The following is a 13,880-nucleotide window of genomic DNA, read 5'->3' as shown; positions in this document are numbered from 1 at the left end:
GAGGGGGCATCCACGCCATCAACAGAGCCGGACGTTGGCCTCCGGCTCCTTGCTCAGCAACAAGGCTGCAGGAGGGTTCACATCAGGCTGGTCAGTCGGTTTGCCATCCAGCAGCCTGTGGAGCAGGTTCAGCACATGGGTATTGGTCGACACACCAGCCTCCAGCGCCAATTCCACAGCGCAAAGCACGGCCTGTTCGTCATGGTGCAAGACCAGCGACAAGATATCGACCATTTTGGGGACTCCGCCGGGCTGACGCAGAATCTTTGCCTGCAGCACGCGGAAGGGTTCGGGCATTTCAACGAAGGGAGCACCATTGCGTAGTGCTCCGGGCTTGCGTTGAACGACCACGAGACAATGGCGCTAGTCATTGATGACACGCCTTGGCTGCGGTGGGGTGCGAGCTCCGCCTCAAGCTGCGCCAGCCGTGCCTCCAGATTCTCTAGCTTGCCCCCCAGTCCCTGCGTGCGCAGCCGATCCGCAGTTTTTTCAACAACACAGATCGAACCATTGGCGAGGCGAGAGTCCTCACCCCATCTTTGGGTTGGCAAGATCCGTGCTGAGATCGAGCAGCACATGCCGTCTTTCCTGCCTGATAATGGTCAGCGCCCTGTCCAGCGCTTCGGGCAGTTCGGCACCCGATTGCACTTTGAACGCCGCACCTCCTGCCGCGCGGGCGATGGCGCAGTAATCAGTGGGCGGCGCGAAGGCGGTCATCGGCATCCGGTTGCTGCGAGCGGCCGCGCCATCGGGATAGACCGCCAAGGTCGATGTCCGCACCGCGTTCCAAGAGCCATTGTTGAGCAAGACCATGAGAACGGGCAACTGATAGTGACTTGCGACCTGATGGCAGGCTACTGGGTTCGCGAAAAGGTAGCTGCCATCGCCTACCAGCGCCACCACAAGCCTGTCGGGCGCGGCGAGTTGCGCGCCGAGGGCTGCGGGCAGACCCCACCCGAGCCCCCCGGAATATGGAACGCTGAAAAGCTGTCCCGGCACGCGCAGATCGAGATGCGCCGAGGTCGGCCCGCGCTCGCTGAACAGCAAGGTGCCCCTGTCGATACGCTCGGAAAGGCATTTGCCGATCCAGGGAATGCTCATGGGGCTTCCCGTCCCGCGCGCGGCTCGCGCGGCCATTGTGTCCCGGTCTGCCTTGTGGCGCGCCGTGATGGCCGCGCGACGCTCGGCAATTGCGGCCGCCGCTACCTCGGCTCTGTCGGCGGCGTGGCCAAGCGCTGTTTCAAGCGCCTCGAGGGTCGCCACGACGTCGCCGCAGATCGCAAGATCAGTGCGGAAGCTGCGCATCGGCAGCTTGATGTGCAGCGGATCGCTACCGATGTGGATGACCGTCTTCTCAGGGCCGACGCGGCAGCTGCTTTCCAGCCAGGGCACAGGCGCGTCAATTGCCAAGATGACATCTGCGGCGGCCACATGTTCAGCCACCTGACCCATGACGCGCATCGGATCGTCGCCCGCAAGCAGGTTGCACGTGGGCACGGCTTCATGCACTGCCAGCCCGAAGGCATGTGCCATTCTGCTGGTCACGATGCCCGCGCGTCCGGCGCGATCGCCCCGCTGCGCGATTACCAATGGGACCTCGGCGCGGGCGAGCAGGCGCGCTGCTTGGCCAACTGCGCCGGTGTCTGGGGCGGGGGCGGTTGCTGAAACCTGCAAGGGCCGCGCCGAGGCAACCGGGTCGGGCGCTTCGGGCAGGGTTTCGCACAGCGGCTCCCGCGGTAGGCTGAGATAGACCGGACCCGTCGGATGCGAGTTGGCGATTGCGACAGCGCGCGACGCCATCGTCTCGGCCTGCTCGGCATAGACAAGCTCCGCGCTCCATTTGACCGACTCCCGCACCAGCGCCGTCTGGTCGGCCATCTCTTGTCCGTATTGCACTAGGCTGCCGCGTGCGCCAAGGCGGTTATGTTCCGTAAAAGGCGTGCGACCCGACATTATCACCAGCGGCACATCGTCAGAGCGAGCGTTGATCACGCCCATTGCGGCATTGGCGAGCCCCACATTGACATGAACCATAACTGCCTGCGTCTCTCCGCTGGCCAGCCATGCGCCATGGGCCATCCCCACGGCAAGCGCTTCATGCGCGCACAGAATCGGCTCGGGAAAGGGCTCATCTGCATCTTCGTGCGCTGCGGCGTACTCTTCGATCACCGGCGCAAAATCGCTGCCGGAGTTGACAAACAGCCTCTTGATCCCGTTGCTGCGCAACCCGCGCAACAGGGCCGATGCGCCGGTTCGTGGCATCAAACGGTCTCCTCAAGTGGCGCGACGCGCAGCGTCACGGTCTGTGGCTGGGTGCAGAATTCCAGGCTGCTACGGCCGAATTGCTCTCCGACCCCGGAAAGCCCGGCCCCCGCCAGAGGGCTTGCCAGATCACGAAACTGCCATGCGTTGAGCCAAACATGGCCTGCGCGCAATTGGGACGCGACGCGATGGGCACGATGTACATTCTCTGTCCAGATCACCGATGCGAGGCCGTATTCTGTGTCATTGGCCAGGGCGATTGCTTCATCTTCGCTATCGAATGGGGCGACATGCAGGACCGGGCCAAACACCTCTTCGCGCAGAAACCGCGCTTCCGGAGCAAGCCCCACGGCCACCGAAGGCTCAATGAACGCCCCGGCATCGCGGCTGTCTCCGAAGCGCGGCACGCCGCCCCCGGCGACAAACGCGCCGCCATCGGCGGTGACACTGTCCAGAAGGTCGCGGACCTTGGCCCTGTGCCCTTGCGAGATCAGCGGGCCGATACTGAAACCATCATGGGCCGGCTCGCCGATCACCACCTTGCGCGCTGCCTGCGAAATACCTTCGACAAAGGCGTCGAAATGGCTGCGGTGAACATAGGCTCGCTCGGTGCAGAAACAGATCTGGCCGCAATTGAAGAAAGCCGAGCGCGCGGTGCCCGCGATCGCCGCCTCGACATCGGCATCCTCGAAGACAAGCGCGGGGTTCTTGCCCCCAAGTTCAAGTGCGACTTCGCGAAGCCCAGTAGCGGCGCTTCGCATGATCGCACTGCCCGTGGCACTTGCCCCGGTAAAGCTAATTGCATCCACACCGGGGTGCGCGGTCAATGCCGCGCCAGTGGCTCCCGCTCCATGCAGAAGTGCGAATGCCCCGTCGGGGACCTCGGATTGCGCGATAACCTCGGCCAGAACCGTGGCGGACCCGGGCGTCTCCTCCGAGGGTTTGGCGATGGCCGCGTTGCCCATTACCAGCGCCGGCGCCAGTTTCATGATCATCAACAGAAGCGGCATATTCCAGGGTGCGATGCAAGCGATCACCCCGCGCGGGCGCTGTTGCGTATACCAAAGGCCCTGTGCCCCGTCGCTCCCGGTGAAGCTGGCAGATCGATTTTCCATCGCCAGCGCCAGGTCGCAGTAGGCATCGAACTGCCGGATTGCCCGTGCGCCATCGAAGTTCCGCGCCTGCCAGAGCGACCGCCCCGTATCTGCCATATCGGCCTCGACCAGATCATCCATGCGCGCCATGAGCGCCCGGCTCAAATCGCGCAGGATCTGGGCCCTGGCGCGCAGCGGCATTCGCCCCCAACCGGTCTCCACAGCACGACGCCCGGCCATGACGGCTTCGTCTATCATCGAGTCAGTAGCAACGTGGACCCGAGCCACCAGGCGCCCGTCGAACGGACTTGACTTGTCGAAAACCTCAGTTGAGCTGCGCCACGTTCCGTTGATAAAGTTGTGTAGTTCCTTCATGTCGTTCCCTTCATGCTCGCCGGCGCGAACGTGGGCTTTCGTCCATCTGTCCGATCAGACTGTGCGCGAGCGCTTCGGTCATCCGGGCACGTTCTGAAGCATGCTGCGGATCATCCCAGAGATTGCTCAGCTCTAACGGGTCGTTGCGGCGGTCATAGAGTTCGCCCCATTCCTGATCGCGATAGACCGATATCCGCCAGCCATCATGAATCAGCGTCCGCACCCGAGCGGGGGATTCAAACCCCATGCGCAATCCGCTGTCGTTGAATTCGATCAAGAGCCGGTCGCGCGGAACGGTGGAGGGTGTGGTCTCCGTCTCAGCTTGCAGACATTCAGCGAGAGCAATCCCCTGCATGCCGTTGAAGGGCTGCAGTCCGGCCCGGGCAAGGATAGTTGGTGCAATATCGATCGTGGACCCCATCGCCTGGCTGACGCGCGCCCGGCGATCCAATGGATCGGACCAGATGAAGGGCACACGTGAGATACTGTCGCGTTGCCAAGCACCCTTTAGCAGCAGGTCGCTGTCGCCCAGATAGTCGCCGTGATCCGAGTTGAAGACGATCACCGTGTTCTCTAACTGCCCGGTCTTTTCAAGCGTCTGCAGGATGGCACCGATTGCATCGTCCACCATGGTGATCATGCCCGCGCTGAGCGCCATCGCCTCCTGCAAAGACCGGGTATCGGCCATGAACGAGACCTGTTGATGCGCCGGCGTCTTGCCGCTTTCGAACATGGCGCGCGCATGGGTCAGCGGCGGCGGTGGAAAGGCGTGATCGTCGTAGCGCACCTCGGGGGTGAAATCGGCCGGATCATACAAGTCCCAGTAGCGCCCCGGCGGATTGAACGGATGGTGCGGGTCGGGGAAGCTGACGAAGGCAAAGAAGGGCGCATCGCTGCCCGCTCGGGCGGACAGGAAATCTTGCGCGCGGTCGCGTATGTAGAAGGTCGGATACAGATCCTCCGGGATCGGCGTGCGATAGGCCTGCGGGCAGGAATAGTTGTGTGGAAGCTCATTGGTCGGATCAGCCAGTGCCTGCCATTCGGGGGCCGCCTCGCGGAACCACTGCCGGTAGTGCCCCCCTGCTCGATCACCGTGCCCGGTAACCATATCCACATGGTCATAGCCGTAATAGGGCGTCTGAAAGACATAGCGACCGTCGGCCTCATAGCGGCCCGGCTCTTCCTGACTGTAGTTCGCGCTGTCGGGTTTCCATGCTTCGGCCAGCGGGTCGTCAGCAGGCGGCGTGTCGTGGATGGTCGGCTCGTAATCGGTGAAGGGCTGAAGATGGCTCTTGCCGATGCTCGCCGTCAGGTAGCCATTCGCGCGCAGTAGGTCGACAAAGGTATTCGCCCGGTGGCTGAGGACACATCCGTTGTAGCGAAGCCCGTGGGTGCTGGGGTGGCGCCCGGTCAGCAAGCTGGCTCGATTGGGCATGCAGACGGGACTGGCGACATGAAAATTCTCGTACCTAGTGCCCATCGATGCGATCCGGTCGATGTTTGGTGTCTTTACCAGCGGATGCCCATAGCAGCCCAGCCAATCAGCCCGGTGTTGATCGGTGATCAGGTAGAGAAAGTTCGGACGTGTCGACACGCTCATGTCAGGGCCTTTCGTGTTGCAGGCCGACGGTGCGACAGGACCAGAGCGACGGCCGCCGCCACCGCAACCCCGCTGACCATCGGATCAGGAGAAATTACCGCCAGCCCTGTCGCTGCACGCAGTAGGCGCACAAGCGGGGTCATGCGATCGCGGTCAAACCCGGCCGCCGCGCTTGCCAGCATGTAAACCATGGTTGCGAGTTGCAGCAGCATGAAGCCGAAGGCCGGATAGCTGAACGTGCCGCCGGCCTCGGGTACGATCAGCATCACCGGATTGAAGGCGAACAGGAACGGGATGGCAAAGATCACAAGGCCGATGCGCGTGGCCTGGATAGCCGTCGCCATCGCGCCACCCTGTCCGATCGACGCCGCCGCATAGGCTGCGATCGCCACCGGCGGCGTAATCGCCGAAGCCACGCCGAAGTAGAAGACAAAGAAATGCGCTGTCAGGTCTGTCAGGCCCATATTGCGAAGTGCAGGGCCCATGATGATGACGATCGTCAGATAAGCCGGCAGCGTCGGCATACCCATGCCCAGTGCCAGCGCCGCGACAGCGGCCAGCAACAACGTGACCAGCAGGTATTGCGCCGCACCACCCGAGATAAGCTTGGCAAACTCCAGTGGCAGACCCGTCGCGCTGAGCACGCTGACGATGATGCCGACCACACCCACCGCCATCAGCAGGCGGCCGAAATTCACGCCGCCACGCGCCAGCGCCACGATGATCAGATGCGGCCTTCGGCGGATTACCGGGTTGAGCAGGCTCAGTGCGATTAGCACGAACAAGGCGTTCACGGCCGAACCCGCAGGGGATGCCCCCCCGATGAGCGACACGACCACGATCGTTACGGGAACGATCACGAGGATCAGGTTGATCCAGTCCTGCAGCATGATCGGGTCTTCGGCGGTTTCGTCGTCACGCGCCTCGACACCCAGCCGCCGCGCCTCGAACATCACGGTGACGAACAGCGACGCATAATAGGCCAGTGCAGGCACCACGGCGGCGACAATGATTGTAAGGTAGTTGATGCCGATGAAGTCGGCCATCACCAAGGCCGCCGCCCCCATGATCGGCGGCATTATCTGCCCACCGGTTGAAGCCGTCGCCTCGACGCCCCCGGCAAAGGACGGGCTGAAGCCCCTGCGTTTGATCATCGGGATGGTGATGACGCCGGTGCCCACCACATTGGCCACGGCCGAGCCCGACACCGTACCGAACATCGAAGACGACAGGATCGCGGCATGGGCCGGCCCGCCCCGAAAGCCGCGCATCGCATGAAAGCTGATTTTGATAAGCGAGTTGCCCCCGCCGGTGCCTTCGAGCATCGCGCCGAGAATGATGAAGGGAAAGACCGTATTGACTAGGATCGCCAGGATGTGCCCCAGAACGCCGGTGCCGGTATTGAACCAAAGCTCGCTTGCAGTGTCCTCGACGAAATGCATGCCGGTGTGGCGGAAGATGCCCGGCCAGTGCTCGCCCGTGAAGAAATAAAGCAACCCCAGCATCCCGACGATCGCCAGCGGCGCCCCCCACAGCCTCCAGCACATCACGATGATCACCGCGCAGGCCGAAATCGCGATCCAGGCGTGTTCGGGCGCGAAGAAGAAAAGCCCCATCTCCATGATTGCGGTGACGTCGGTGTAGTAGCGGTAGAGCGCGTAGAAGCCGATTGCCAGAAACGCGACATCCATTACCCAGATCGCAGCAGGCGGCACGCGGCCCTCTCGCACCACGGGCGTCACCATCAGGATCGCGATAAGGAGGCTCGCCCCGAACATCACCGAATGCAGCATCGGCGTCGGGAAATAGGGCATCCGTGGCAGAAACGCATAGGCCGGAAGAATGTTGATGAGCCCGAAGATGGTCAGCCCCATTCCCACGACCATGGCAAACAGGCGCGGCCAGCTGCTGCGAGGCCCGTCCGGGCCGCTCTGCGCGGGCTGAGCCGGCATCGCGGTGCTGGGCCCCCGGCTGTCGGTCCGTGCGGCAGTTGAATTGGATTGCGCGGTCATGGGGTTTACCCTTGGGCTGGTATGCAGCAGCATGAGACGCTTGGCTGCAACGGCGGCGGGCCGCTGCGCAATTTACCGCCGACAATTCGCCTTGGGTAAACGGGCGGCCAGTCTCAGGGGGACGTCAGTCTGATCCCCGCCGTTTTAACCACGGCGGAGATCGGTAGCGGGCTCAGTCCGCGATCAGCGCCTCGGGCACATCAAGCCCGATCTCGCGAAAATAGCGAACCGCACCCGGATGCAGCGGCGCGTTCAGGCTGGTAAACACTGTGTCGGGCCGCAGGGAGCGCATGGCGACATTCACGCCATAGGCATCCTCGAGGTTCTCCATCATCACGCGGGTCAGCGCATAGGCAGTCTCTTCGTCCATATCGACATTGACGGCCAGCATCATCGAGTAAGCCCCGGCAAGCACGTCTTCGTCATTGTTGACCTGGTTGTTGTAGGTGCCCGCAGGGATCGGATCCACGGCGCGGCCTGGAACCGTGATGAAGGTATCCCAGTTATCGCTTTCTACAACCTCGGCGGGAACATTCAGCAGCCGGAAGGGCTGCGCGCTACCCAACTGGTCGATGGCGGCCGATCCCATCGCACCGGTCCGCATGAAAAGGTCGAAGCGCCCGTCCTCGTATGCTTGGTTGGCCGCGCTGAAATCGAGCTGGATCGCCTCATAATCCTCGCCGGCGACATAGCCGGTGATCGCTTCGATCAGATCACGGGCTTGCGCCGACGCGGTGCCGGCCGGCGGCCCGACAAAGACACGCCGCCCGGCAACGTCATCAAAGGTTTCGATCCCGCTATCGGCGCGGGTGATCGGGTGGATGTGACCACCAAGAAAAGCAAAGAGCGCGCGGATGTTCCCCGCTGCCTCGATCGCCTCGTCCGACATCTGGGCGTAAGGCCCGGTGCCTTGGGTCATCGCATGGAAGGCGGCCGTCGGCACTGTGCTGATATCGATCGCACCGGCCGCAAGCCGAAGCGCGGAACGCGTAAGCGTCTGATCGACACTGACGCGAATGCTGTAATCGGTGTGCTGATCGGCATAGCGGCTGAGAAGCTGCGGCACGATTGCGGTCAAACTCGCCGCCGAACCGCCGTCGGCGCGCAACTGTGTGGACTGGGCCACAACACTCCCCGCACTGGCAGTCGCGATGACAAGACTGGCGGCGGCGGCCATTTTACGAAAATGAAGCATCTCGTTCCTCCCTCTGAACTCACCCCTTAATCAGAGATTGCCTTCCATAAGTAAAATAGAATAAAATACACCTCCCATACATATTTCTATGGAAACATGGATCCGAAACTCCTCTTTCAACTCGCCGAGATCATCGAGCTTGGCTCGCTCTCGCGGGCGGCCGAGGTTCTCAACGTCACCCAGCCCACATTGAGCCGCAATATCCGGATCATCGAGACCAGGGTAGGCGCGGCGGTGCTGAAGCGGGGCCGGTACGGAGTGGTGCCAACCGAGATCGGAGAGCAACTTGCCTTGCAGGGGCAGGAAATTCGCGCCAGCATGCAGCGCGCAGACGAGGCGCTGGATCGCTGGCGTGCAGGGCTTCAGGGCGAGCTCCGGCTCGGCGTGGGCCCCATGCTGGCAGTATCGGTGATGCCAGGTTTGCTGTCCAAGACGATCGACCGCCAATGGCAATATACGGTACGTGTCACGACCACTACTGCTGCACGGCTGATAACCCGGTTGCGCGACCGCGAACTTGATGTCGCCGTAGCTCCCAGCCGCATGACCTTGCATATGGAGCAATTGGTGCAAACTGAGGTCTTCCGTGATCGCCTCGGGATATTTGCGGGCGCCCAGTCACCTCTGGTCGGTCTGAAACGGCAGGTTTCGATCGAAGAGCTGGCCGCGCAGCCCTGGATCAGCACAGGGGATTTGTCTCGCATTCATGGTGGTCACTCTGAAGTGCTCAGGGCAATTGGCGTGTCCGATGTTGTTCCACGTCTCGCATTCTCGGGCGATATTGCCACACCATTGGCGCTGATGCGGCAGAGCGGAGCCTTGGCGGTTCTTCCGGTCGGACTGACCCGCTTGTTACATGATCAGTTCCGCCCCACGGAACTTGAGGTCGACGCCTCATTTCCTGACCGCAACATCGCGCTCTGGACACATGAGAAATGCGCCGACCGCCCAGAGGTTCGAGATTTCGCCAAACGGGCGACGCTGTTCTTCGCACGACTTCAGCGGAAGGTTGACTGAGGCCGACCTGTGCGGTGTTTCCGACGCGGTGGACCTGTCACGTATTTGCGCCGCTCCAGGTGCTCGTTTAAGCTACTTTCCGTTCGAAGGCGACTGGGCTTTTCCAGCCCAGTGCTGAGTGCCGTCGACGCGGATTGTAGAAGCCATTGATATATTCGAAGATCGCCATCTCGGCTTGCCGCCTGGTTGCCCATGACCGCCGACAGATCAGCTCGGCATTGATAGTTTTGAAGAACGTCTCGACGGCCGCATTGTCATAACAATTACCTTTGCCGCTCATCGAGACCTGGAAGCCATGTTCGCGCAGGATGCGTCGATAGTCATGCGAACAGTATTGGCTGCCGCGATCGCTGTGGAAGATGCAGCCGTTGGGCGGCGATCTGAAGGCAATGGCCATCTTCAAGGCCCGGATTGCCCGATCGCGCTTCATGCGGTTGCTGTCGGCCTAGGCTGTGTGGAAACTCCTGCGCCACAGGGAACCTGCGTTCTGGAGGGTTCGTAGGAGATGTTCGGGACTGCTTGGGTTCCGGCAAGCCGCCACAGGCGCGTATATCGCGCCGATGAGGGCAGTTTGACTGGTTTTGGGGGTGATTTTCACCCTATCAGGCGGGGATGGCGGCAATCAGCCGCTTGATGCCGACCAATGCGCTTGATGTTGTAGGCGAGCACGTTCAGCGCCATCTCAGTGCGCACGTTTTTCAGGCGACGCATCAGGAAATGGGTGGTCCCCATCCAGGCTTTGATTGTCCCGAAAGGGTGTTCGACCGTGCTGCGGCACAGGGTCATGGGATCGGCGTCGCTGCGCAGGCGGTCGTGCATCTCATCCACCAGGTGCTCGTATTCCCAGCGGGTGATGCGGCGTTCATTGCCGGTCGTACAGCGCGATTTCACGGGGCAGTGCTGGCATTCATTGGTCCAGTATCGCGCGACCCTGAGCCCGTCTTCCTCGCGCCTATAGCGATAGGTCAGCTCGTCCCCTGTCGGGCAGAAATAGACGTCGCGGTCGGGATCGTGTTTGAAGTCAGCCTTCACATACGTGCCCTTGCTGCGATTGCCGGAGGTCTCCGGGCGAGGCATGGTCACCGTGATGCCGGCCTTGTCGCAGGCGGCGATCTCGGCACCGCTGAAATAGCCCTTGTCGGCCAGGGCATGCAGCTTGTCACGCCCGAGCGCATCTTTAGCTGCCATTGCCATCAGGCTGAGCTGGTCACGGTCGAAACCCTTGTTGGTGACGTCATGGGTCACGATGATATGGGTCTCGGTGTCCACGGCGCATTGCGCATTGTAGCCCACCAGCCCACTGTTGCGCGCGCTGGTAGCCATGGCCCTCGCATCGGGATCAGTCAGGGAAATCTGGCCGTCCGACGCATCGGCTAGGTAATTACTCCATGCAATTTGCGTTGCTGGAACAGAGGGATTGGCAGTCTAAACTGCAGACGCAGATGCCGCATCCAGTGAAGGTCTGCACCCTGGCCGCAGGGATCAAGCCCTCGATGTGCCGAGCCCAGCAAACTAAGGGCGTGCTGAGCCTGAATCCCCGGGTCGGCGAATGATCTATCCCGATCAAGCGGCCCCCAGTGCCGAGAAAGCCGAGCGTTCAGGCAGGAACCGCATCTTGCCGGAGCAACCACCGACCGAAATTCACCCGACTATTGCATGCTGCATCTGCTCCGCCGGGCCGGCGCCGTGTTGCATTCGTCGAACGGTCAGGAAGACGTTTCCGGTCTTTTCGGCCCAGCGCCTGCCGATGATGTCCTTCTCGCGCGCTTCCTGCGCCGTTACCAGGTGCTCGCCCTTGTATTCGACCACGAAGATCCGGCCATCAGTCAGGCGGGCGATGAAATCCGGATAGAAACGCGCCTGCACGCGCGGCAGCCAGAAGCTGGACGGATGCCGCGGCAAGTTGCGCACCCACAGATCGACGGCCTCGAGACTGTCCAGTGCCCAGGCGCATTGAAACTCGTCGCCTCCGAGGTCGCCGTCGATCAGCGGTACGCGGTCTGGGCCGAGCAGATGGCGTTTGAGCCGAAACGCTCCGGTCGGTGTGGTGGGCACGTTGGCATAGCTCTCCGCGTCGAAGCGGGCGATGCAGGACGGGTCGGTGCCCAGCACGGAGGTCTCGTCGAACAGCGCCATCTGATAAGCATCGGCACGCACGCCGGCGCGCATCTCATCTATTTTGGCGCGGATCCGGGTGGCAAGCGGGTATTGCCAGTCGATCAGCGTGCGCACCGAAAGGTTCCGCTCGGTCATGAGCCAGGAGACCAGCTGCGCCAGCCAGGGTGCCAGTTCCGTGCCCGGGATGTGCTGGGAACGGCACTGTCCTTCCAACCACTGGACCAGCGTCGCCTCCAGCGCCGCGCTGTCGGGCTCGCCCAGATCGGACTGGGGCAACTGCGCGGTCTGCGTCTGGGAATAGACCAGCTTCTCGCCTTCCACGTCGATCTCGATTACGTTCTCGGCGCGGCGAAAGCTCATTTCGGCTTCGGTGATCTGGGCGGGGTGGTTCAGGATCGACCACTCCACACGTTCCATGATCAGCGCGCTGTCGGCCTGGAACAGGTCTCCCTCCATCTCGACCATCAGGAACGGCACCTCGATGCGCGCACCCTTTTCGGCGGGCGACAGCGCCGCCTGCACCCGATCGGCATGGCGACCGATCTCTGCGTGCAGAGTCGGGCGCTCGGCCTCGGGCGTGTGCTGCTCGAGTACGCTCGCCACCGCCTCGGTGACCACCCCTTTCACGCCAACCTTCAGCGTGCCCTCACCGGTTCTAATGAATTCCGCGCCGTCATCCGCGAGTCCGCCCAGCGCCGCGCGGGCCTCTTCCGTGTCGGGGATCTCGAAGCTCATCACCGGTTTCGGCGCCACCGGGTCGGGGTCGAACAACCGGCCCTGATCATCCTGTTCGACGGTTGCGGGGCGCAGCGACTGGCGCACTTCCTCGTCGGTAAAGCCCATGTCGATCAGCTTGTCGCGCAGGCTTGCCGCCACTTCGGCGAAGGAGGGCTCAGCCACATGCGCATAGGCCATGTTCAGCGCCGCGTCCCGCCGCCGTTTCGCGTAGGGCATGCGCAGCACGCGGCCGAGAAGCTGTTCCACCGAGCGGGCCGAGGCGACCTTCTGCGTGGCGCACAGCACATAGGCCGAGGGGCAATCCCAGCCCTCGCGCAGCGCCTGCACGGTGATGACATGTCGCGTCGGCTCGTTCGGGTCGCGCAGGTTCACGCCATCGAGCTCGCGCTGCTCGCCGGTGGCGACCTTGATCCACTCCTCGGGGGCCAGCGCGTGCTCGATCAGGTACTGCTTCAGCTCCGCCACCGTCGGGTGGCCGTTCTTCGCCTGCGCCTGATAGAGGGCCACGGGCCGCAGGAACTCGGCCTCGCGGCGGGCCTTTTCCTCCAGCATGTTGCGGGTGGCCACAGTGCCGCGCACCGCCTCCTGCCAGCTTTCATGCGGGCGCACGCGGATCGGCAGCTTGATCATCTCCTCGTCCTTCAGCGCGCCCGCCGTGACCGAGAACAGCACATTCGACACGCCGCGCGGCGTCGCCGTGAACTCTATGATCGCCGAGGGTCGCAGGCGCGCCTGCACCTCGCGCGACAGCCCCGTGACCGTGTTATGCGCCTCGTCCACGATCATCAGGGGGCGATGGTGATACATCAGGTTGGCGAAGCTGAACTTCACCTGCCCCTCGCGCCCGGCCAGCAAGGGCTCGCGCGCCACGTCCTCGGGGGTGACCACCTCCATCCCCTCGCCAGGCAGACCGGCGAAATGGGGCTCGAACGCCTCGTGATAGGCATAGACCTTGCGTTGGCCGGTGTCCGACACCCGGAAGGACTGGATCGTCGCCACCACCACGCAGGTGAACCGCCCGATATCGGCCGCGCGCAGCGTTTCGAACTCCTCGATGTCGAATACCCGGGTGCGCCCGCCCGTCACCGCCTCCAGCCGCGCGCGATAGGGGTGGCGCAGATCCTTCAGCGCCTCGACCGTCTGGCGCTTGATCGCATCCGACGTCACCATCCACAGCACCACCGGGTGCGGCTTCTGCACGAAATCGGCGCCCAGCCGGATCGCCTCGGCCGCAAGCAGGGTCTTGCCGCCGCCCGTGGGCAGGCGCAGGCAGACATAGGGCACTTCGGGCATGCCCGAGAGGGGCTCATAGCGGCGCGGCTCCAGCTTGCGGCCCTCCAGCCGGGCCTCCTCTTCTTGCCGGGCGACCTCGGCGGCGAAGGCATTGGCGGGGCCTTTGGCAGGCGCTGCTGTCAGGAAGCGCGACAGCGCGTCGAGGGCGGCCTGCTGGTATTTCTTCAACTCCATGA

The 13,880-nt window shown here is 63.0% G+C and carries 7 protein-coding genes and 3 pseudogenes; 1 reads left to right on the top strand and 9 read right to left on the bottom strand.

Features of this window, described 5'->3' with window-relative positions; genetic code table 11:
• Window positions 1–18 precede the first annotated feature (18 nt).
• The 6 genes and pseudogenes from DQ229_RS11645 to DQ229_RS11620 form a co-directional block, all read right to left on the bottom strand.
• Window positions 19–363: pseudogene (locus DQ229_RS11645) on the bottom strand (IS21 family transposase); the annotation flags it as partial.
• A 165-nt stretch (window positions 364–528) separates the two neighbouring features.
• On the bottom strand, window positions 529–2,262 hold the full coding sequence (locus tag DQ229_RS11640) for a thiamine pyrophosphate-requiring protein (RefSeq protein WP_114966441.1): 1,734 nt from the start codon (window positions 2,260–2,262) through the stop codon (window positions 529–531).
• Window positions 2,262–3,731: an aldehyde dehydrogenase family protein gene (locus DQ229_RS11635; protein WP_114966440.1), complete on the bottom strand. Its 1,470-nt coding sequence runs from the start codon at window positions 3,729–3,731 to the stop codon at window positions 2,262–2,264. Before DQ229_RS11635 ends, DQ229_RS11640 begins: the two co-directional genes overlap by 1 nt.
• A 10-nt stretch (window positions 3,732–3,741) precedes the next feature.
• Window positions 3,742–5,331, bottom strand: a complete 1,590-nt coding sequence (locus DQ229_RS11630) for a sulfatase family protein (RefSeq protein ID WP_114966439.1) — start codon at window positions 5,329–5,331, stop codon at window positions 3,742–3,744.
• On the bottom strand, window positions 5,328–7,343 hold the full coding sequence (locus tag DQ229_RS11625; protein WP_162300849.1) for a TRAP transporter permease: 2,016 nt from the start codon (window positions 7,341–7,343) through the stop codon (window positions 5,328–5,330). The genes DQ229_RS11630 and DQ229_RS11625 overlap by 4 nt, the downstream gene beginning before the upstream one ends.
• A gap of 172 nt (window positions 7,344–7,515) precedes the next feature.
• Window positions 7,516–8,538, bottom strand: coding sequence for a TAXI family TRAP transporter solute-binding subunit (locus DQ229_RS11620; protein WP_114966437.1), 1,023 nt, complete (start codon window positions 8,536–8,538; stop codon window positions 7,516–7,518).
• Between the two features lie 96 nt (window positions 8,539–8,634).
• Here DQ229_RS11620 and DQ229_RS11615 point away from each other — a divergent pair, with 96 nt between their 5' ends.
• Window positions 8,635–9,555 (top strand): LysR family transcriptional regulator, encoded by a 921-nt coding sequence (locus tag DQ229_RS11615; protein ID WP_114966436.1) that lies wholly within the window; start codon window positions 8,635–8,637, stop codon window positions 9,553–9,555.
• Window positions 9,556–9,622: 67 nt separating this feature from the next.
• On the opposite strand, the pseudogene DQ229_RS11610 reads toward DQ229_RS11615, so the two are convergent.
• The 3 genes and pseudogenes from DQ229_RS11610 to DQ229_RS11600 form a co-directional block, all read right to left on the bottom strand.
• Window positions 9,623–10,000 (bottom strand): annotated as a pseudogene (locus DQ229_RS11610) (DDE-type integrase/transposase/recombinase); the annotation flags it as partial.
• A 157-nt stretch (window positions 10,001–10,157) separates the two neighbouring features.
• Window positions 10,158–10,932: pseudogene (locus tag DQ229_RS11605) on the bottom strand (transposase); the annotation flags it as partial.
• A gap of 264 nt (window positions 10,933–11,196) precedes the next feature.
• On the bottom strand, window positions 11,197–13,878 hold the full coding sequence (locus DQ229_RS11600; protein WP_114966435.1) for a DEAD/DEAH box helicase: 2,682 nt from the start codon (window positions 13,876–13,878) through the stop codon (window positions 11,197–11,199).
• Window positions 13,879–13,880 lie beyond the last annotated feature (2 nt).

Origin of the sequence: Alkalilacustris brevis, assembly GCF_003350345.1 — a bacterium.
GTDB classification, from domain to species: domain Bacteria; phylum Pseudomonadota; class Alphaproteobacteria; order Rhodobacterales; family Rhodobacteraceae; genus Alkalilacustris; species Alkalilacustris brevis.
The sequence above is the reverse complement of the archived record's forward strand: the minus strand, read 5'-3'. Positions and strand labels throughout refer to the sequence as shown.